Genomic DNA, 18,579 nt, shown 5'->3' on the forward strand with positions numbered 1-18,579 from the left:
TTTGCGGGGTCCGCCGAGATCGCGGGTCGCGTGGCACTTGCGGCATCTCGGCGAATATCGGGCGACGTCGAGACTGAACCGACGAACGGGTCGATCGACGAACCCGCCGATGTGCTCGACGATCTCGTTCGGGTCGGTCCCGTCGTACGACCAATCACGGGCCGGTCGGCCGCAGTCGACACACTGATATGTGGTCGCTTTGCCGCGTGTGCGGTAGACGCGTTTATGTGCGGCCGTGTAGGTGAGCGTGTCAGAATCGTTGCAGCCGTGTGTGTTTGGCGTATTCATCGGAGGGCGGCCCGTGCTCGGTGGCACGCCGTGAGGACGTCCCGGCCGCCCTGTCCGATCGTGGCGTAGTCGGCGTAACCGTGAGTGAGCGCGGTAGGCGGTTCGGTGGGGCGTCCGGCCCGGCGGGCGGCGTGTTCGTATTGCTCGGCGCGCACGGAGTACAGAGTGAGCAGGGGCGCGGTATCGCGAACAAGGGCGGTTGTGGTGCGTTCGACGTCGACGATCCACGACCGGAGCGCGGTCCGGTAGGCGTCGGCGTCCCGTCCGGCGGCGTCGGCGGCCCGGCGGGCGTCGTCGAGCTTCGACGGGAGGACAGCAGGGATCGCGGCCGGGGCGGCGGGTGCGCGGCGTAGGGCGCGTTCGATGGATCGCCCCCGGTCGGCGAGCGCGGCGACGATGCGGTGTTCGTCGGCGGGGATCACGGACACGTCGGCCGGGTTGACGGCCGGGCGGCGCGGTATCCCAACCTCACGGAGCAGGGCGTCGAACGCGTCGGCGTCGTCGGGTTGGGTTGCGTCGTGCAGCATTCGGCGGGCGGCGGTGATTGTGGCGTCACGGGCCGATCGGCCCGCTTTGATCGTGAGGGCGTGCGCTTCGCTACGGTCGGCCGCTACTTGCGCCTGTGCTGCCTCCAAAGCGTCTTTGAGCCCGGCCGCTATGTCCGGGGCCGACGCATTGAATCCGATTGCGGACAGTGCCGCTTTCCATGCTCGCATCCTGCTATCTGCCTTTCATGTGGTCGTCCGGGTTCGTCCACTTGAGCGACGCGGCGCGCCCCCGGAGGATGCCGTTACCCGGCCTGTTTCCTGTCGTCGTTTGAAAAGTTGGTGACGGCGGATCACACGAAGGGGCCGGAGCGCGAGCGCGATACCGGCGCACGTGTCGGCGCGCCGTGGTAGACGTCGTGGCATGACGGCGAGACGGGGCGGCATACCACGGCGTAGCGCATCTATGCCGGTCAAACGCGGGCCGGGTGCGGGACTCCGCAACGATCCGGTCGGGTCGTACGATCCCGCGATCGCGGCGGAGATGGCGCGGCAGCGAGCAGCGAAACGACGCACACCGGAGCAGGCGGCGGAGTTGCGCGCCAAGCGGTTGCAGTGGTCGCGGATCGCGGGCCGGATGAAACCACGCGTGTTCGAGATGTACGGCACGTTGTGCTGGTTGTGCCAGCGCGCCGAAGCAACGACGGCAGATCACGTGACACCGCTCAGTAAGGGCGGTTCGGTCGACGATCTCGTGAACTTGCGGCCCTGTTGTGCGAGCTGCAACTACGCGCGTGGTGATCGCGACCCCGAAGAGTTCCGGGCGACGTTGCGCGCGAAGTTCCCGAAGGTCAAACCGTCCCGAAACTGGTTCGGCTAGAGCCTGATTCCCGGCCCCGTTCGGTATAGGTCCACTTTCGCCGAAACTGTTGCGTAACAGTCGATTCGGTTGATCGACCCCGGTATTTTGGCCGCCCTTCCGGAAACCTTCCGGAAAAATTGAGATGCACGGCGCGGGGTTGGGATGGACGCCCGTCCAAAAGAATCGCCGCAGGTCAGAGCGTTGTTCGATCGTTCGAGCGTCGTTGTCACTCTACAGCATTCGAGCGCGTGATTCATAGCCGAATCATTGAATAGTTGTGCAGTGCAGCGCGTTTCGTGCTGTCTCGTTGCGTTCGTGCGAGTGATCGGCGGTGCGGACGCGTGAGCGTTCGCGATCGTTGTTTCATCGTGCCGGATCACCACGCATCACCCGGCCCCGGTGATCGGCCAGCAGCACACGCCGGGCACGGCGTGCGGTAGGGCGGGGCGGCGTAGGAGTTGCACCATTCGAGCGGGTCGACCACGGGCAGAGTCCGGGAGCAGTGCGAGCACCAGAACTGTTCGGGTACGTCCGGCCAGCGGCGGCGGCACGGGTTGCAGATCCCGTTAGCGAGGAACGCGGACCTGTTGCCGCACCAGCGGCACGTGTCGCCCCGAAGCGGTAGCACGATCCCGGTCACGACGTCAACCCCGGCCGGCCGATCGCGTGCACGACGTCGACGACACCGAGCACGAGAGCGTCACCTAGAACCCGGCCACGACCGGAGCCGTCCCCGTCCCGGCCGTCGGTCAACCCGGCCACAGTCACGACGGCAGCGCAACCCACACCGGGCGCGGCGGTGTCGACGGCGTCGCCTTGCCCGCTCAGATCGACTGAGACGCACGAACCGGCCGCCCCGGTGCATCCGCTTACCCGTGAACCCTCACAGGCGCTTACGGGAGCCGGGAGCACAACCCGGCCACGACCGGAGCCGTCCCCGTCCCGGCCGTCAGTCAACCCGGCCACGACCACAACGCGGGCCGGGATCACGACGACACCGGATCGTCGGCGGCCCGAGCGTCGTCGTCGGTGTCGTCGCGATCGGCTTTGTCCACAGGCGTCAAGTGAGGTGCGCGCGCGAGGTTCCCGATCGGTTCATCTGTTGTTGGTTCTGTTGTTGGTTCCCTTCTTGGTTCTCGTAGAGGGTGAACGGCGGTTCCCCCGGTACTGAACGGCAGTTCCCCCGGTGCTGAACTGCCGTTCAGGGGGGGTGCTGAACGGCAGTTCCCCGACCTACCGGATTCCGGCACCGATTCCGACGCGCTCGACGGCGGGTTATCCACAGGGTCGGCGGGGTCGTTCCCGGTCCCGTTGTTCCATGCGCTGAGCAGGGCAGGAGACAATCGGCCGCGTGGTTTCGGGGCCGGGATTCCGGCGGCGGCCAGCGCGGCGCGACCGCCGTCGGAATCCGCCCAATCGCGCGCCGGGTGTCGTGGACGCATTCGAATGTGCACATTCGAATGCGACGCATTCGACGCATTCGCCCGTTCGACCGCTTCAATCTGGCGAGCGCCCGCAGCGACGAGTTCGTCGAACGTGTCATCGCCGCCCCCGATGCCGGTCACGTGCGGCGCGTCCGGGTGGTTGATGTAGTAGCGAACTGATGTTTCGTCGCCGTGCTTGGTGACCCGCCGGGCGCGCAAGATCAACCCTTGGAGTTCGAGAGCGTCGAGCACCAACCGGACGCCCCTAGGCGTCATCCCGAACGGGGTAGCGATCAGGCGAACGGACGGCCACGACGAATAGGACCCGCCCGCGTGCTTGGCGATGAATGCCAAGATTCCGCGCTGCGTCCGAACCGACGCCCTAGGCGAGGGGTCGAGCGGCACTTTCCAAACCCAATCTTCTATCTTGCGGCTCACGCCCTTACCCGGCATGGTTCACCCCCCGGCCGGTCGAGGTGGGTTGGTAGAGTGGGCACCGATTCCGCCCCCTTGTTCATGGTTGGGACTCACAGGCCCGGTTCCCTTTCGCGTGGGGAACCGGGCCGCCTTGTCAGCGGAGTTGCGGCGGGACAACGAGACTCCACACACGGCGCGGGTGAGGGTCGGACCCGTCGGCGGGGATCGACCAGACCCAATTTGCGGCCAGCACCCCGACGTCTTCGAGCGCGGACGCGGCCGGATAGATCGACCGATCAGGCAGACCGGAGAGGTCCGCAAGTGTCGAGTTCGTCGCCCACTGCGCAAGGTTGCCGTTCCCGTCACGCCGGACACGGCCGCGAGGAGACACGATCCGATCGACGATCACGTCGAACAGGCGCAGTTCGTCGGAGTCCGCCCCGAACACGTCGAGCGCGGGCGTGTGATGGTCGACGACGACGGCGAGCAGATCCGGAGCGGCGGGGCGGTGCTCGGCGGCGGCGCGATATTCACGTTCGGTCGGTATCTCGTCGGGTAGTTCGTCGGGTTGCGGCTCCGGCTCGACGCCCCCGCTGTGAACCGTGATGTCTCGAATGGCAGAACTACCCGTGATGTTCAGCGCGTAGTTCAGGTGGCCGTGTGCGAGTTCGTATCCGGTGAGGCAACCCCGGCCGTCGAGCCAGGCAAGCGCGATCGCAAGCGCGGGTTGATTGACTCCGGACGCCGCGAGATCACGGCGAGCGTCGGCTAGCTCAATGACTGTGTGCGTGGCGTCGGGATCGCGGAACAGTGCGAGCAGCACGGCAGTAAACCGATGCATCGGGCGTCCGTCGATCCGGTCGAGTGTCCACGCCCATTCGAGAACGGCAGAGTTCGACGCAACACGATTGCGGAGTTCGGCAGGGGCGGCGTCGAGGTGCGCAGCAAAGACGACGCCGACGGGGTCGACGGTGTGAACGTTGATCAGGTTCTCAGAGAGGAGAGTGTCGATGTGGGTAGTGGCTTCGTCTTCGGGCAACCCGGTTGCCGTCGTGATCGCTTCGGCGCCCAGCGACCCGTGCCATGCGAGAGCGAACAGGACTAGGGAGCACCCGAACGGGTGAGACACGGAGCGCATGCGCAGGGCATGCCACGCGGCAGCAGTCAAACCGATAGGGTCGTCGGCGGCTGCGGTATCGCGGCGTAGATCCGGAACGTCGTAGGGGGGATCGACGAGCAGCCCCCCGGCCGCCGGAGTCATCAACCCGAGATACCAGAAGGCAACGTGACAGACATCGTCGAGTTCGGCGTCGTTGTCGCCGGACGCCGCGTCGATCAGAGCGCGGCCGATCAACTCGATGGCTTTACGGTTCCCGTCGACGTTCCCGTCGACAGCGGCCATGACAGAGTCGTTGAGAATGTCGGCGGCGGATCTACTGCGGAACTTGTAGACCAGTCGGTTACCGTGCTCGATCGTGGCCGCGAGCATCGGCCCGTCGCTCCGGTCGAGTTTTCTAATAGTGGTGCAATGCATTGTGATTCCGTTTCGGGGAATAGTGGATCGCCGCCCGGCCGGGCATGCGGACGGCCGGGCGGCGATCCGATCAGGGAAAGGGTGTTACCGATGGGCGTGCACTGCGAGCGACCCCGCAGGCACCGACGGTGTCCCCTTCGTGTTGTGGGCGTCCAAGTACTCGGTAGCGAGATCCCGGCGTGACTTGCCGTCCACGACGACGGCGTTCGTGGCGCGTTCGGAGTGGACGTGAGCGATCGCGGCCTCACACACGCCGCAGATGTTCACGGGCGGAACGCCGGGGGCCGGGGTGCGGCGTGTGACCCGCAACGCCGGGAGGTGCGCGGGGGCGACGTCGTGGCACATCGGGCATCGGTTCGACGCCGCGTAGTCCGACGCCTTCGCGCGGCTATCGGCGAGCCACTTCGAGCGTTGCAGTCTCCACAGGTGTTCTACGCGCGGTTCGGCGTCGGACGGCCATTCGGACCCGCCGACGTCGAATCGTTCGTGCAGTTGTTGTGACGTGTCGACGCCGACCGCGACCCGGCCGGACAGGTCGCCGATGTACTTCAGTGCCTGGTACTCGTTCACGTTGTGGCGGCGCATGTAGTCGGCGAGCGTGTCGGCGCGCCACGTCTTCAGGGCGTCGTCGTACAGGATCGACGCCAACTGTCGGCGTAGATCTTTGCGTTCACGGTGCGGCAGATCCGCCGTCGACAGGCTCACGTAGTCGGCGCGGTGTTCGGGTCGGACGTACCAGAACGATCCTTTGACGTCGTGCCCTTCGGGTAGCGGAGTGACGGCGATCGGTGCCGGTGTGTGTGTGGACATGCGATGTTTCCCCTTACGGAAGATGTTCAGGCTCAACGGGTTACGTCCTCAGTTGGTTTGTCGTCGAGCGGGATGAACACGGCGGTCTGATCGACGCGGTGCCCTACCGTGCACAGGCCCGCGCCCGGTAGGTAGTGCAGCGCGATCCGGCCGTTGATCGGTGAATAGGCGGCAGAGAGTCCACACTCCGGGCACGTGGTGCGCTGCCACTTGCCGACCTGTCGACGTCGCGGCCCCTGAATCACGGGCCGGGACGTGTCCGCTTCGGGCGCGACGCCGGAGTTGTCGTTGTCGGCTTTGTCGCGGGCGCGGCGGGCGGCGCGAGCTTGTGCCTGTTGCTTGCGTGCGGACGTCCCGGCCGCACGGTTGGCGCGGTCGGTCGGGTGAGCGGTCGATCCGTCGGAGACGTCTACGGGTTCGAGCAGTGCCTCCACGTCTGTGAAACGAACACGGGTTGCGTTGCGGCTACCCATGATTCGGTAGATTGTGACCTTCCCGGCGATCGCGGCGCGGTAGATCGTCGCCCGCGAGACGGACAGATAGTCGCAGGCTTCGGCGAGGGTCAACATTCGGTTGTCGGCGATCTCGTCACGGTCGACGTCTTCGACGCCGTGCGGGTCGATCTGTTCCAAAGCGTCGGCGTTCAGTGTTGTTGTCATGGCGGCAGTTCGCAGGCGCGGCCCGATCGCGTGCGCCTATCGACCCCGGTCGAGGTCCGGGGGAGTTCGTCCTGTCGGCGGCGGCGCGTGTCGCGGTTGGGGCCGCGCCCGAATCTTTCGTGTCACTGTGACGGAACACCCGGCGAACGGGAAAGACGCAGGGACGGAAAGGGTTACGGACCTACCCGAACATGCGGAAACCCGCCCGGTCGGTGTGATCCGCCGAAGGGGTCTTCGGGTGGAATCAGTGAGCCGACAGGGCGGGCACGGACGGCGCGCCGGGAGCGATCGTGAGGGTGTCGACGAACAGGGCGGCCGGTGTCGGCGGCCCGTTCTCGGGTGCGTCGGAGGTGTCGGCGCGGGCGGTCCGGTCGTCGGAGGTGATCGCGTCGACGGTGAGTAGGTACTCGAGAAGCGTTGCCAGTTCGTCTATTTCGCGTATCGACGCGTCGGCGAGGCTCGACGACAGGTCGTAATCGTCGGCGTCGGCGGTTCCGGTGACATCGCGGCGGTAGGCAATGTATGCGAGCGCCACGCGCAGACTGGCGGCGGACCGGCGGCGGCGGGCACGGTCGACTTCGGCCCGGACGTGCGCGATGTTCTCGTTCGTCATCGCAGCCCGCAGCACGTCGAGCGCTTCGCGGTGCTGGGGCGATCCGTTGCCGAACACGGCGGCGTTGGTCGCGGCGTCGGCGAGTGCGGCGCGGGCGGTGTTCGTCGCGTGCACGGCCGCCACGTCGGCGGGCGTTGCGGGCCGATTGCCGATCGAGCCGCGCAGCGACACACGCGCACCGGGCCGCCGGGCCGCCCTGGTGCGGGCGGCCCGGTCACGGACCGGTGCGCAGCTCATGTCTGGGGACGTTAGCATTACCCGGCCATGCGGCGCGCGAGTTCGGCATCGCGCGCGTCGTCGCGGTGCTGGTAGATCGCCGCAGCCGCCCCGGTCGCGTGCCCCAACCGGTGCTGTAGTTCGCGCGGGGTCGCCCCGGCGCGGGCGGCCATCGTCGCCCCGGTGTGCCGCAGATCGTGCCAGCGCAGATCGGGGCGACCAATTGCCTTGCGCGCCTTGCCGAATGCCCGATTACGGATCGAGTCGACGACGGGGCCGCCGGTATCGGGGCGCGCGAAGACCAGGGCATCGGGGCCGGGGCCGGTGTGGGTGTCGATGTGCTCGCGCAGCACCGCGACCACGAACGCCGGGAGGTGCACGGTCCGCCGTCCGGCGTCGGACTTCGGCGGACCGTACCCGACGAACCGGCCGCGCAGAACGATCTGGGACCGGTCGACGCGCAGACACCCGGCGTCGAGATCGACGCGGGAGCGGTCGAGGGCGAACAGTTCGGAGGCGCGCAGCCCTGACCAGGTAGCAACGAACACCGACGCGGCCAGATACGGCGGCATCGCGTCGGCGAGGGCGTGCACGTCGGCCCGGCCCACGATCGGACGTTCCGCCGGGCGGGTCGTGCCCGCGCCCGGCAGACGACACGGATTCGACGGCAGGAGCCGGTCGTCGACGGCAGTGGTCAGGATCGCGCGCACGACGCGGTACGCCTGCGCCGCTTGAGTGCGGCCGTCCCCGCGTGGCGTCGATCGCGGTATCGGCGGCGACCCGGCGGCCCGGTAGGCGTCGATCACGGCCGGGGACAGACGACCGGAGCGCTTCGGGGCCGGAATGCCGCCCGTGGTGAGAAGTTGCCTACCGGCGTCGGACTCTGCCCACACACGCGCCGGGTTGCGGCGGTCGACCGGCCCGGTCGTCGCGGCGGACGCGGCGGCGGCGTCGACGACGGCGGCGTGCCAGCGGCGGATCACGGCGGTGGTGATCTTGCCGACTTCGACGTCGGCGAGGGTGAGCGCGCCCCGGCTGGCGGGAAGTTCCGTTTCGACCCACCGCCGCAGCAGTCCGTCGTACAGGTCGCGGGTGCGGGGCGCGAGCTGGCGCGAGTCGAACCAGTCGCGGGCGTAGTCGCCGAAGGTCACCGCCGACGCGGTGGGATCGACCCACACGCCGCGCAGAATGTCGACGCGGACCGACGACAACCAGTCTTCGGCTTGCTTGCGGGTGTCGAACGTCGTCGGCGCGCCGTGGCGCGATCCGTCCGGCATCGAATATCGCGCCTGCCACCTTCCGGAGGGCAGGCGGCGGCAGGAACCGAACGAACGGGGGCGTGGTGTGGGCATGGAATCGGGGTCTTTCGTCGGCGTGGGCACGTTGTGGGCACGCACACGAATTTGTGGGTACCCGGCACCCGCTGCCGTAACGTCGACCCCGCCCGTGAGGCGGTGTGACCAGCGGTCTTGCCATCGTCTCCGGCCGGACCCGTTTACCGGGTCTGACCAGCGGCGACAGTGGAGCCGGTGACGGGAATCGGACCCGCAATTCGACCTTGGGAAGGTCGCGTGTTGCCACTACACCACACCGGCATTTCAATTCGCCGATGCAAGCTTGGGAAGCTGATGTTCTACCATTGAACTACATCGGCGCGCATGATATTGGGCGCCCATAGGCAGGCCCAATACCCTGCGGCCAGAACTTTAGCAGACCGTGACCTGAGCGCAACGATCGGCTGCCGCCGTTCCGGAGCCTGCCGTCACCGGATCTTCTCGCCGTACACCCGGCTCACCGTCAACGTCATGAGCACCCGCCGGTCGGAGACCATCACCGCGCGGTACTCGTCCCAGTCCGGATGCTCGCCCGCGGCGGCGCGGTAGTAGTCCACGAGGGCTTCCACCTCCGGTCCGTGGGGGTCGGTGCCCGGTCCGGTGAGGGTCACTCCGCCCTCGGCCGTGGCCCATGCCCACCCGTCGCTGCTGGTGACCTCGAGGGCCGCGCGCGGGTCCCGGCGCAGGTTCCTCGTCTTGGCACGCCCCTCGGTCATCGAGACGTAGATGACGTCGGCGTCCCGGTCGTAGAACGGGGTGACCGGTGACAGCTGGGGGAGCCCGTCCGACTTGATGGTGGCGAGGATGCCCAGTCGGCTCTCCGCGAGCAGGTTCCGGGGATCGAAAGTGTTGCCGCTCATGCCGGAAGCTCCGAGGCGTCGATCGCGGTGCAGGTCATGGTGCCGTCCTCTCGAGGGAGTGAAACGTCGCTCCTCCGAGCGTAGCGCCGAGGGCGACGGCCGGCCCGCTCAGACGAGCGGCTTGCCCGCCGCGATCCGACGGCGCACATCCCGCAGCAGCAGGCGGTAGGGCAACTCGCGGACGGGGATCGGTAGCCGCCTGCTGACGGCTCCGGTGGCCCGCATGATCCGGTCGAAACGCTTCTGGTCCTTCGCCGTCCACTCGAGCCGCATCTGTTCGCGGAAATGCTCGTGCAGGAAACCCGTGGTGAAGAACAGGTTGATCCGGCTGAACAGCCTCGAGACCACGGGACCGAAGAACTCCACACGCGCCACGGACAGCAGGTGCTCGCGGATGGTGTCGTCGATGTGCACCTCGTCGAGTGCGGCGTCCCAGTACTTCTCGAACGCCTCGCGGTCCGCCGGCCACATGTCGCGCGGCATCTGCAAGGTGGTCCCGAATGTCGACCCCAGCTGATACGCGGTTTCGCGGTCGGCCGGGTCCATCGGGCCGTGCATCGCCGTGTGCACGTCCTCGAACCCGCGGTACAGGCACGCCGCGACCCACAACTGCAGATCCTTGTCGAACGCGTTGTATTCCACCGGGCTGTCGGCGGTGGAGCGCACCTGGGCGTGCGAGCGGTTCACCGCCTTCCGGTACTGTGCCTTCTCCTCGTCCGATCCGCGCGCGGCGACGGCCAGATACGTCAGCGTCGTGCGGGTCCGCTTGACCGGATGGTCGAACAGGCGTCCGCTCTCGACCCTGCTCTCGTACACGCCGTATCCGACTGCGGGCCTGCCCAACTGCATGATCACGTTCGCCGCGCCGGCAACGAGCCCGACGCCGTCCAGAACGGGCATGAACTGCTCGGACGTGTCCTGTGGTGCCGACATGCTCTCCTCCGGATCTCCTCGTCAACGCTATCTGATCACGACCGTACTCACATATATGATTCGCGTCCAGACCTGGATGACAGGATGGAGTCATGGCACCCACACGAGACGGGCCGGTCACCGACCGCGTCTACGGCGGCCAGGACGGGGAGGCCCGACGCAGCGAGCGTCGCCGCCAGCTGATCGAGGCCGCTCTCGACATGCTCGGCGGTGGCGAGGCGTTGTCGGTGCGTGGAGTCTGCAAGCGGTCCGGCCTGGCCACCCGCTACTTCTACGAGAGCTTCGGCGACCGGGACGCCCTGGCCGTCGCCGCGTACGACCACGTCGTCGAACAGATCGTCCACACCACGCTCACCGCGGTGGCCGCCGCGACCGGTGTCGGGGAGCGCGAGATCGTGCAGGCCGCGGTGCAGAACATCGTCCGCAGTCTCGCCGAGGATCCCCGCAAGGCGCACGTGCTGTTCTCCGCTGCCGCGGCGGACCCGCAGCTGGCGCAGCGCCGGCTCGACAGCACGCGGTTGTTCGCCGGACTCGTGACCCGGCAGACGGTCGACTACTACGACGTCCCCGAATCCCCGCACGTCGACCTCACCGCGCACTTCATGGTCGGGGGTTTCGCGCAGACCCTCACCGCCTGGCTGAACGGCACCGTGACCCTGGGCGAGGAGGAGGTCGTGGACATCTGCACCGAACTGCTCCTCTCCCTCGCGATCCACACCCGCTAACCTCGACGGGTGCTTCTCTCCGATCGTGACATCCGTGCCGAAATCGACGCCGGACGCCTGGGCCTCGATCCGTTCGATCCCACGCTGGTGCAGCCGTCGAGCGTGGACGTCCGGCTCGACAGTCTGTTCCGGGTCTTCAACAACACCCGCTACACCCACATCGACCCGGCGCAGCAGCAGGACGAGCTGACCAGTCTCGTCGAGCCGGCGGCGGGCGAGCCGTTCGTGCTGCACCCCGGTGAATTCGTGCTCGGGTCCACCCTCGAGGTGTGCACGCTGCCGGACGACCTGGCCGGTCGCCTGGAAGGGAAGTCCTCCCTGGGCCGGCTCGGGCTGCTCACCCACTCGACCGCCGGGTTCATCGACCCCGGCTTCAGTGGCCACATCACGCTCGAACTCTCCAACGTGGCGAACCTGCCGATCACCCTGTGGCCGGGAATGAAGATCGGCCAGCTCTGCATCCTGCGGCTGTCCAGCGCCGCGGAGAACCCGTACGGCAGCGCCTCGGTGGGCTCGAAGTACCAGGGTCAGCGCGGCCCGACCCCGTCGAAGGCGTACCTGAACTTCGCCCGCGACTGATGCGGGCCGCCCGGCTGCCGAGCGGCCCGGGCGATCAGTGCACGAGAACGGGATCCGCGCCCGGCTCCGACCGTGGGATGCGGTTCTCGTACAGCACGCCCGCCACCAGCGCGCCGACCAGGAAGAAGCCGGCCGCCCACCAGAACGCCGACTGGAAGCCGGCGATCGCCGCGGCCTCCGCGAGATCGGCCGACGGGCCCGACTCGGTGGCGAAGGATGTCGCTGCCGCCGCGGACACGCTGCTGAGCAGTGCGATGCCGATCGCCCCGCCGATCTGCTGGGCGGTGTTCACCGTCGCGGACGCGACGCCGGCGTCCGCGTTGTCGACGCCGATGGTGGCGAATCCCATGCCGTTGGCGAAGATCAGCCCGAGCCCGAGCCCGACGAGGATCAGCCCCGGCAGCACGTGGCTGACATAGGACGAGTCCGTCCCGATCAGTGTCAGCGACGCCATGCCCGCGGCACCGAGCAGCATGCCGGCGGTGGCGGTGATCCTCGGGCTCACCCGGGTGGTCAGGACCGATCCGGTGATCGAGGCGGCGAGCGCGATCGCCACGGTCATGGGGAGGAACGCGACACCGGTCACGACGGGGCTGAATCCGAGCGACTGCTGCAGGTAGAAGGTGAGGAACAGGGAGACCCCGAACAGTCCCACCGCCGAGATCAGCATGATCAGGTAGGACGCGGCGCGTACCCGGTCGAGGAGCACGCGCAGCGGCAGCAGCGGATGCGCCACCGAACGCTGCACCATCACGAACAGCGCGAGGAGCGCGACTCCCGCGGCGAGGAATCCGATGGTCAGCGGATCGTCCCAGCCGTTGGTCTCCGAGTGCGAGAAGCCGTAGACGAGCAGGAACAGGCCCGCGGTGACGACGGCGGCACCCAGCCAGTCCAGGCCCTTGGCGTGCTCCTCCTTCACGTGGCGGGGGAACAGCAGGAGCGCGCCCACCAGGGCCACGCCCGCGAAGACCACGTTGACGTAGAGGCACCACCGCCACGAGAGGTACTCGGTGAGGACGCCGCCGAGCAGCAGGCCCACCGCCGCGCCCGCACCGGCGACGGCACCGAAGATGCCGAACGCCTTGCCCCGGTCACGGGAGCCGGCGAAGGTCACGGTGAGCAGCGACAGGGCCGCCGGGGCGAGCAGGGCCGCGAACACGCCCTGCAAGGCGCGGGCGCCGACGAGGACCTCGAATGTGGGTGCCCAGCCGCCGAGGGCCGACGCGCCCGCGAATCCGATCAGCCCGATGACGAACGAGTTCTTCCGTCCGAACAGGTCGTTCACCCGGCCGCCGATGAGCAGGAGGCTGCCGAAGGCGAGCGAGTAGGCGGTGATCACCCATTGCCGGCCGCCGTCGTCGAACCCGAGATCCTGCTGGGCGACGGGGAGAGCGATGTTCACGATGGTGGAGTCGAGTACCACCATCAGCTGCGCGATGGACAGGGCGGCGAGGATCCACCACCGGCGCGCGGACGGGATCGGTGGGGTCGAGGGCGCATCGGGGCGTGAGTCGACGGAGGTCATCGAGGAGGGTGCCTCTTTCCGGGCAGAGGGCGGCATCGTGCGACGACGACGATAACACGAAAGCGGAACGAATGATTCCGCTTAGTACACTGGGCACCATGCTGCGCAGCGACGCCCAGGCGAACCTCGACCGGATCCTCATCGCCGCGCGTGCCGTCTTCGCCGAGCGGGGCCTCGATGCCAAGCTCGCCGACGTCGCCGCACGCGCCGGGGTGGGTGTGGGCACCGTCTACCGCAGGTTCGAGAACAAGGAAGCCCTCATCGCGACGCTGTTCGACACCCGACTGCTCGCGGTGGTCGCGGAGGCACGGGCGGCGCTGGAATACGACGACCCGTTCGACGGCCTCGTGCACTTCCTCGAAGTCAGCACCCGGATGATGGCCGGGGACCGGGCGCTGCGGGAACTCGTCCGCGTGGGCGGGCGGCCGCCGTCGCCCGCGACGTCCGCCCACCTCGGTGACGAACTGCGCACCCGGATCACCGAGATGCAGACCCAGGTGCGGGAATTGACCGCCGAGCTGGTCGCTCGCGCCAAGGCAGCCGGCTCCCTGCGTCCGGACGTCGAGGGCACGGACCTCGGGCTGATCTCGTACACCGTGCAGTCGGCCGTGGACTTCGGCGCCGGGGACGACGTGTGGCGGCGCGTGCTCGGGCTCCTCGTCGACGGGCTGCGGATCGACGGAGAGCGAGCGCGGTTGGTGCCGCCCGCACTCACCGACGACGAACTGTCCGTGGCGCTGGACGCGAAGTTCACCGCCCGCGGCTAGGCCCGCCGACCGGGCATCCGGGCACGTCCGGGGATAGATTGGGCAGGTGTCCCTCGATCACCGCGCTCCGCACGGACGGTTCGTCGTGCCGGAATCGGGTGATCTCGCAGTCCTCGTCGAACCGGAGCAGGCCCGCCCGCGTGGGCTCGTCCTGTACCTGCACGGCCGGTCCGGCGACGAGCTGTCGCTGTTCGAGGACGACCGGATCGCCTTGCTCGACGCTCTGCTGGGTGCCGGCCACCTCGTCGCGGGACCGAACATGCACGGCGATCAGTGGGGAAATCGTCTGGCGCAGAGTGACATCGCGGCTCTGGTGCGATGGGTGCGGCGGCGGCACGACGTGCCGACGTTGTTCGTGATCGGCGAGTCGATGGGCGCCAACGCGGCGGCGAATCTTCTCCGGCTCGGCGAGATCGAGGTCGCGGCAACCGTTCTGCTCGCGCCGTCGCTGTCGCTGCCGAACGTGTGGAAGCGGGGCGAGGAGGGGCGCCGCTCGCTCACCGCCGCCTACGGGCTCGCCCTGGACGGCAGTGACGTGCTGCACCGGACGGCGGAGTGGGACGCGGCCCGGCACGTGCCGGCGAACTATCCGCCGATCCGCGTGTACGCCTCGCGGGCGGACCGGATCTCGGCGGTGGACACCGTCACCGCACCCTGGGTGGAGGGACTACGCCGCGCGGGCACCGATGTCGACCTGATCGAGGTCACCGGGGACCACGTCTCGGACGATCACATCCGTCCCGCCGACGTGGTCGCGTTCTTCGGCCGATTCCTCAGCTGATCCCGACAGCCTGCTCGAGCAGCCGCAACTCGTGGCCGATGCGGGCGGGTATCGACTCCAGGTTCGGCACGGCCCGACGGCAGCCGGTGATACCGAACGACAGGGCGTCGTCGTTGCTGGTGCAGGTGATGTTGAGGGCCTGACCGTTGACGGGGATGGACACCGGATGCAGGGCATCCAGCCGGGCACCGTTCCAGAACATGGGCGCCTTGGGGCCGGCGACGTTCGAGATGATCACGTTGAACGGCGGCCGGACCAGCGTGTTGTGGCCGAGAAGCATGCTGACCCCGACCGGCGACGCACCGAGCGCGCTCATCGCCAGGATCTGGGTGGGGCTCATCGACCGCAGCGCCTCCTTGCCCTCGCGCATGCAGGACGCGACGGCGGCGAGCCGGTCCGCCGGGTCCGCGACGTTCGTGGCCAGGCTGCACATGAGGACGCCGATGCCGTTGCCGGTGGTGTCCATCTGGTCGTGCAGGGACACCGGCACCATCGACACCAGGGGGCTGTCCGGCAGTGCGCCGCGCTCGTCCAGGTAGCTGCGCAGGGCTCCACCGGACATGGCGAGGACGACGTCGTTGATCGTGCACCGGGAAAGCTTGGCCACCAGTCGAAGTCGCTCGAGCGGCCAGCTCGATGCCGCGAACTGGCGGGCGCCGCTGATGGGGACGTTGAAGACCGTCTGAGGTGCCGAGATCGACATCGGGCCGCCCTGCCCGCGCACCGCCCGCGAGACGGTGGTGCCCAGAGACGGCATCATCCCCGCGAACTCGCCGACTGCGGAGCGTGCCATCCGGACCGCGGAACCGGGAATCGACGACAACGCGGCGGGTGTGGACGTCTCGAGCGGCGCGGGCTGGGGCCGGGTGGAGCGTCCGAGCTGCCAGGGCGCCGGCATGTCCCGTTCGTCCGCATCCTCGCTGAGTGCACTGCGCAGCATCTTCATCGCCGAGACGCCGTCCGTCACCGAATGGTGGACCTTGACGTACACGGCGAAGCGGCCGTCGGCCATCCCCTCGATCAGATGCATCTCCCACATCGGCCGGGTGCGGTCGAGGAGGGCGCCGTGCAGGTGCGAGCACAGCTGCAACAGCTCTGCATCGCCGCCCGGCTCGGGCAGCGCGTGGCGGCGCACGTGGTAGCCGAGATCGATCTCGGTATCCTCCTTCCACGCCCACTGGCCGAGGGTGGACAGGCCACGGACCGGCCGTTTCGCCAGCTTGGGTGCGACGATCCGGTCGCCCGCGAGGGCGTCGGCGAGCAGGAGCCGGTAGTCGCGCGCGGTGGCGCCTTCCGGCGGCTGGAACACCTGCACCCCGCCGACGTGCATGGGGTGCTCACGGGACTCCCCGATGAGAAACATCGAGTCCAGCGGTGACATGGGTAGCAACATCAGGTCGGGCCTTTCTCTCCTGTGCGTCGCTCATTTCTCGCGGGTGGGAACCACGAGATGAACTCCTCGGGCGGCGCTGCCCAGCTGGTGTGTGCGCTACCAATCGGTAACTGTCAGATATGGAGATGGTCACAAACAAACTCGTTGGTAGGTATTTGTACCCTTTCCTGACCGTCCGCGCCACTAGACAAATGTCCGAATAAGCGGGATTCGTTCGCGAGGTTGTCCTGGGGCGAACCACAGGAACTCGGCCGGCGGTAGATTGTCACCCGAGCGCACACGTCTCGGAGGGGGAATCACACCATGGGAGATGCAGATCTCACCGCGCCGTCGTCGGCTGCCACGCTGGCGATGGACCCGGTCGCGATCGAGAAGATGATGGCGGCCTGCCGCGAGCTCGCCGACGAGATGGCGGATCTCGCCGCGATCACCAGGGCGGAGCTCGACGTCGACCGGTTCGGCCTCGGTGAGTCGGTACCGGATCTGGTGTCCGCGCGTCATCTCGCCGACCGGATCCGCCGCGCGGCGGTGGGCACCGGCACGGACCAGACCGGCAGCGCACTCGGCTTGTTCGCCGCGCAGGAGGCCTACGCGCGCGAGCTCGAACGCACCCTCGCCGACGCACTGGCCGCATACCGCGGTGGCGACGAGACCCTGGCAGACGAGGTCGTCCGCACCGACTGACCGGGCACCGATGAGTTCCACGGGGTGCCGCGGTCTGTACCGGTGAACGTCCCCGGTGGGGGACAACCACCGAGAAGGAGACCGCCATGTCCCGGATGCTGTTCCTCAACCTCCCGGTCAAGGATCTCGACGCGAGCGTGAAGTTCTTCGGGCGCTTGGGATTCGAGTTCAACGCCGAGTTCACCGACGAGACCGCGACCGCGATGGTCGTCAACGACCAGGCGATGGTCATGCTGCTCGTCGAGCCGAAGTTCCGTGAGTTCCTCGAGGGCGACATCGCCGACACCTCGAAGGGCACCGAGGCGCTGATCTGTATCTCCGCCGACAGCCGTGACGAGGTCGACGAACTCGCCGGCATCGCCGTCGCGGGAGGCGGCTCCGACTACGGCACGCCCGCGGATCACGGCTTCATGTACGGCCGTGCGTTCCGTGACCTCGACGGCCACGTCTGGGAAGTGATGTGGATGGACCCGGCCGTCGTTCCCGAGTGACGGCCGGTGCCCCGGTTCCGGCCGAATCAGTCGGTCAGAACCGGCGGCAGGCCGTACAGGTCGAACAATCCGGTGTCGAAGAACGTGACCACGTGGCCGACGCCGCGCGTCGTGAGTTCGAGGATCTGGATCTGGAACGGACGGTGCACCCCGTCCTCGCCACGCATGTACAGACCGAGCGCCGGTTGCCCGTTGGACGAGGTGGGCAGCAGACGCATGTCTCCGGCCTTGTCGGCCGGGCAGTTGCCCGCGATGAGTTGCCCGATGGCGGGCCCACCGCGATACCAGCCGTCGAACGGCGGCATCTCCCAGACGGCGTCCTCGGTGAACATCGACACGATTGCGTCGACGTCGTAGTTCTCGAATGCGGCGACGTAGCGCTCGAGCTGTTCGCGTGCCTCGGGCGAGTCCGGCTCGACCAGAGTCTCCTCACGGGGCATCGCCTCGTGGAGCTGTGCCCGTGCCCGCTGGAGCAGGCTGTTGACGGCCTGGGTGCTGGACCCGACGGCGTCCGCGACCTCGGCCGCCTTCCACTGGAGGACGTCCCGCAGGATGAGCGTGGCCCGTTGCCGGGGCGGTAGGTGTTGCAGCGCCGCGATGAACGCCAGCCGCACCGACTCCCGTGAGGTGACGACGGAGGCCGGGTCGTCCTCGCGCTCGAGCATCCGGTCCGGGATCGGGCTGAGCCACGGCACTTCGTGCCGCTCGACCAGGTCTCCGTCCGGATCCGACTCCGGCGATCCGAGCCCACTGGGCAACGGACGCATGGACGACCCGTTCAGGGCCGTCAGGCACGTGTTGGTGGCGATCCGGTGCAGCCAGGTGCGCAGCGACGCCTGCTTCTTGTACCCGCCGTACCCCTTCCAGGCCCGGAGCATCGTCTCCTGGAGCTGGTCTTCCGCATCCTGGAGCGAGCCCATCATGCGATAGCAGTGGGCCAGCAGCTCCCGCCTGTACGGCTCCGCGAGCTGGAGGAATTCCTCGTCGTACGCCGGAGCCGTGGACGCTGTGGTCATAGTGGAAAGCGTAGCCCCGGCCTCCGACACGAGGGAAGGATTCGTCCGCACCCCGGCCGCCCCGCGTCGTCGCCGGTTCGGCTTGCACCCTGATCAGCCCCTTGCACCCCCAGTTGCCGACAACTGGGGGTGCAAGGGACCCGAGGAGGTGTAAGGCGCGTTCTCCACAGGGGTCTCAGGTAT

General features: G+C 68.2%; 20 protein-coding genes and 1 tRNA gene. 7 read left to right on the forward strand and 14 right to left on the reverse strand.

What is annotated here, in order from left to right:
• Positions 1-284 precede the first annotated feature (284 nt).
• Complete coding sequence (locus tag G4H71_RS13290; RefSeq protein ID WP_072737022.1) at positions 285-815, reverse strand: hypothetical protein; 531 nt, start codon at positions 813-815, stop codon at positions 285-287.
• A 424-nt stretch (positions 816-1,239) separates the two neighbouring features.
• Between G4H71_RS13290 and G4H71_RS22625 the strand changes: the two genes are divergently transcribed.
• The gene (locus tag G4H71_RS22625) at positions 1,240-1,653 is read left to right on the forward strand and encodes an HNH endonuclease (RefSeq protein ID WP_246442168.1); all 414 of its coding nucleotides are present in this window, start codon (positions 1,240-1,242) and stop codon (positions 1,651-1,653) included.
• 618 nt (positions 1,654-2,271) lie between these two features.
• On the opposite strand, the gene G4H71_RS22630 is transcribed toward G4H71_RS22625, so the two are convergent.
• The 10 genes from G4H71_RS22630 to G4H71_RS13340 all read right to left on the reverse strand — a co-directional run bounded on the left by G4H71_RS22630 (position 2,272) and on the right by G4H71_RS13340 (position 10,435).
• The gene (locus tag G4H71_RS22630; protein ID WP_255314909.1) at positions 2,272-2,403 is read right to left on the reverse strand and encodes a hypothetical protein; all 132 of its coding nucleotides are present in this window, start codon (positions 2,401-2,403) and stop codon (positions 2,272-2,274) included.
• A gap of 218 nt (positions 2,404-2,621) precedes the next feature.
• Positions 2,622-3,497 carry a helix-turn-helix domain-containing protein gene (locus G4H71_RS13300; protein ID WP_139183211.1) on the reverse strand — a complete coding sequence of 292 codons (876 nt, stop codon included), beginning with the start codon at positions 3,495-3,497 and terminating at the stop codon, positions 2,622-2,624.
• 133 nt (positions 3,498-3,630) lie between these two features.
• Positions 3,631-5,010 carry a hypothetical protein gene (locus G4H71_RS13305; protein WP_139183212.1) on the reverse strand — a complete coding sequence of 460 codons (1,380 nt, stop codon included), beginning with the start codon at positions 5,008-5,010 and terminating at the stop codon, positions 3,631-3,633.
• Between the two features lie 84 nt (positions 5,011-5,094).
• The gene (locus G4H71_RS13310; protein ID WP_072737020.1) at positions 5,095-5,820 is read right to left on the reverse strand and encodes a hypothetical protein; all 726 of its coding nucleotides are present in this window, start codon (positions 5,818-5,820) and stop codon (positions 5,095-5,097) included.
• Between the two features lie 32 nt (positions 5,821-5,852).
• Complete coding sequence (locus G4H71_RS13315) at positions 5,853-6,479, reverse strand: helix-turn-helix domain-containing protein (RefSeq protein ID WP_083343001.1); 627 nt, start codon at positions 6,477-6,479, stop codon at positions 5,853-5,855.
• 244 nt (positions 6,480-6,723) lie between these two features.
• Entirely contained in the window at positions 6,724-7,329 is a 606-nt protein-coding gene (locus G4H71_RS13320; protein ID WP_072737018.1) for a hypothetical protein, read from the reverse strand.
• A 17-nt stretch (positions 7,330-7,346) separates the two neighbouring features.
• Positions 7,347-8,660 (reverse strand): tyrosine-type recombinase/integrase, encoded by a 1,314-nt coding sequence (locus G4H71_RS13325; protein ID WP_083343002.1) that lies wholly within the window; start codon positions 8,658-8,660, stop codon positions 7,347-7,349.
• A 169-nt stretch (positions 8,661-8,829) separates the two neighbouring features.
• Positions 8,830-8,903, reverse strand: a tRNA-Gly gene (locus tag G4H71_RS13330).
• A 167-nt stretch (positions 8,904-9,070) separates the two neighbouring features.
• Positions 9,071-9,502 (reverse strand): PPOX class F420-dependent oxidoreductase, encoded by a 432-nt coding sequence (locus tag G4H71_RS13335; protein WP_072737016.1) that lies wholly within the window; start codon positions 9,500-9,502, stop codon positions 9,071-9,073.
• Between the two features lie 108 nt (positions 9,503-9,610).
• Positions 9,611-10,435 (reverse strand): oxygenase MpaB family protein, encoded by an 825-nt coding sequence (locus G4H71_RS13340; protein WP_072737015.1) that lies wholly within the window; start codon positions 10,433-10,435, stop codon positions 9,611-9,613.
• A gap of 92 nt (positions 10,436-10,527) precedes the next feature.
• Here G4H71_RS13340 and G4H71_RS13345 point away from each other — a divergent pair, with 92 nt between their 5' ends.
• Together G4H71_RS13345 and dcd are read left to right on the forward strand one after the other, a co-directional pair.
• On the forward strand, positions 10,528-11,160 hold the full coding sequence (locus G4H71_RS13345) for a TetR/AcrR family transcriptional regulator (RefSeq protein ID WP_072737014.1): 633 nt from the start codon (positions 10,528-10,530) through the stop codon (positions 11,158-11,160).
• 9 nt (positions 11,161-11,169) lie between these two features.
• Entirely contained in the window at positions 11,170-11,739 is a 570-nt protein-coding gene (dcd, locus tag G4H71_RS13350) for a dCTP deaminase (RefSeq protein ID WP_072737013.1), read from the forward strand.
• Positions 11,740-11,773: 34 nt separating this feature from the next.
• On the opposite strand, the gene G4H71_RS13355 is transcribed toward dcd, so the two are convergent.
• Positions 11,774-13,264 (reverse strand): MFS transporter, encoded by a 1,491-nt coding sequence (locus G4H71_RS13355; RefSeq protein ID WP_072737012.1) that lies wholly within the window; start codon positions 13,262-13,264, stop codon positions 11,774-11,776.
• Positions 13,265-13,362: 98 nt separating this feature from the next.
• Between G4H71_RS13355 and G4H71_RS13360 the strand changes: the two genes are divergently transcribed.
• Together G4H71_RS13360 and G4H71_RS13365 are read left to right on the forward strand one after the other, a co-directional pair.
• Positions 13,363-14,031 carry a TetR/AcrR family transcriptional regulator gene (locus G4H71_RS13360; RefSeq protein WP_169847122.1) on the forward strand — a complete coding sequence of 223 codons (669 nt, stop codon included), beginning with the start codon at positions 13,363-13,365 and terminating at the stop codon, positions 14,029-14,031.
• A gap of 46 nt (positions 14,032-14,077) precedes the next feature.
• On the forward strand, positions 14,078-14,812 hold the full coding sequence (locus G4H71_RS13365) for an alpha/beta hydrolase family protein (protein ID WP_072737010.1): 735 nt from the start codon (positions 14,078-14,080) through the stop codon (positions 14,810-14,812).
• On the opposite strand, the gene G4H71_RS13370 is transcribed toward G4H71_RS13365, so the two are convergent.
• Positions 14,805-16,205: a WS/DGAT/MGAT family O-acyltransferase gene (locus tag G4H71_RS13370; RefSeq protein ID WP_072737009.1), complete on the reverse strand. Its 1,401-nt coding sequence runs from the start codon at positions 16,203-16,205 to the stop codon at positions 14,805-14,807. The two genes, G4H71_RS13365 and G4H71_RS13370, sit on opposite strands and share 8 nt — an antisense overlap.
• A gap of 303 nt (positions 16,206-16,508) precedes the next feature.
• Between G4H71_RS13370 and G4H71_RS13375 the strand changes: the two genes are divergently transcribed.
• Both G4H71_RS13375 and G4H71_RS13380 read left to right on the forward strand, forming a co-directional pair.
• Positions 16,509-16,889: a hypothetical protein gene (locus G4H71_RS13375; protein WP_072737008.1), complete on the forward strand. Its 381-nt coding sequence runs from the start codon at positions 16,509-16,511 to the stop codon at positions 16,887-16,889.
• 86 nt (positions 16,890-16,975) lie between these two features.
• Positions 16,976-17,380, forward strand: a complete 405-nt coding sequence (locus tag G4H71_RS13380) for a VOC family protein (RefSeq protein ID WP_072737007.1) — start codon at positions 16,976-16,978, stop codon at positions 17,378-17,380.
• A gap of 26 nt (positions 17,381-17,406) precedes the next feature.
• Here the strand turns inward: G4H71_RS13380 and G4H71_RS13385 are convergent, their stop codons facing one another.
• Positions 17,407-18,396 (reverse strand): sigma-70 family RNA polymerase sigma factor, encoded by a 990-nt coding sequence (locus G4H71_RS13385; RefSeq protein WP_072737006.1) that lies wholly within the window; start codon positions 18,394-18,396, stop codon positions 17,407-17,409.
• Positions 18,397-18,579: the final 183 nt, after the last annotated feature.

The organism is Rhodococcus triatomae, assembly GCF_014217785.1.
Taxonomy (GTDB): Bacteria; Actinomycetota; Actinomycetes; order Mycobacteriales; family Mycobacteriaceae; genus Rhodococcus_F; species Rhodococcus_F triatomae.

Bases quoted from the DNA above. Each gene is read 5' to 3' on its own strand.
- G4H71_RS13290 (WP_072737022.1), bottom strand. From the start codon at position 815: ATGCTGCACGACGCAACCCAACCCGACGACGCCGACGCGTTCGACGCC.
- G4H71_RS22625 (WP_246442168.1), top strand. From the start codon at position 1,240: ATGCCGGTCAAACGCGGGCCGGGTGCGGGACTCCGCAACGATCCGGTC.
- G4H71_RS13305 (WP_139183212.1), bottom strand. From the start codon at position 5,010: ATGCATTGCACCACTATTAGAAAACTCGACCGGAGCGACGGGCCGATG.
- G4H71_RS13310 (WP_072737020.1), bottom strand. From the start codon at position 5,820: ATGTCCACACACACACCGGCACCGATCGCCGTCACTCCGCTACCCGAA.
- G4H71_RS13315 (WP_083343001.1), bottom strand. From the start codon at position 6,479: ATGACAACAACACTGAACGCCGACGCTTTGGAACAGATCGACCCGCAC.
- G4H71_RS13320 (WP_072737018.1), bottom strand. From the start codon at position 7,329: ATGAGCTGCGCACCGGTCCGTGACCGGGCCGCCCGCACCAGGGCGGCC.
- G4H71_RS13325 (WP_083343002.1), bottom strand. From the start codon at position 8,660: ATGCCCACACCACGCCCCCGTTCGTTCGGTTCCTGCCGCCGCCTGCCC.
- G4H71_RS13335 (WP_072737016.1), bottom strand. From the start codon at position 9,502: ATGAGCGGCAACACTTTCGATCCCCGGAACCTGCTCGCGGAGAGCCGA.
- G4H71_RS13340 (WP_072737015.1), bottom strand. From the start codon at position 10,435: ATGTCGGCACCACAGGACACGTCCGAGCAGTTCATGCCCGTTCTGGAC.
- G4H71_RS13345 (WP_072737014.1), top strand. From the start codon at position 10,528: ATGGCACCCACACGAGACGGGCCGGTCACCGACCGCGTCTACGGCGGC.
- G4H71_RS13355 (WP_072737012.1), bottom strand. From the start codon at position 13,264: ATGACCTCCGTCGACTCACGCCCCGATGCGCCCTCGACCCCACCGATC.
- G4H71_RS13360 (WP_169847122.1), top strand. From the start codon at position 13,363: ATGCTGCGCAGCGACGCCCAGGCGAACCTCGACCGGATCCTCATCGCC.
- G4H71_RS13370 (WP_072737009.1), bottom strand. From the start codon at position 16,205: ATGTTGCTACCCATGTCACCGCTGGACTCGATGTTTCTCATCGGGGAG.
- G4H71_RS13375 (WP_072737008.1), top strand. From the start codon at position 16,509: ATGGGAGATGCAGATCTCACCGCGCCGTCGTCGGCTGCCACGCTGGCG.
- G4H71_RS13380 (WP_072737007.1), top strand. From the start codon at position 16,976: ATGTCCCGGATGCTGTTCCTCAACCTCCCGGTCAAGGATCTCGACGCG.
- G4H71_RS13385 (WP_072737006.1), bottom strand. From the start codon at position 18,396: ATGACCACAGCGTCCACGGCTCCGGCGTACGACGAGGAATTCCTCCAG.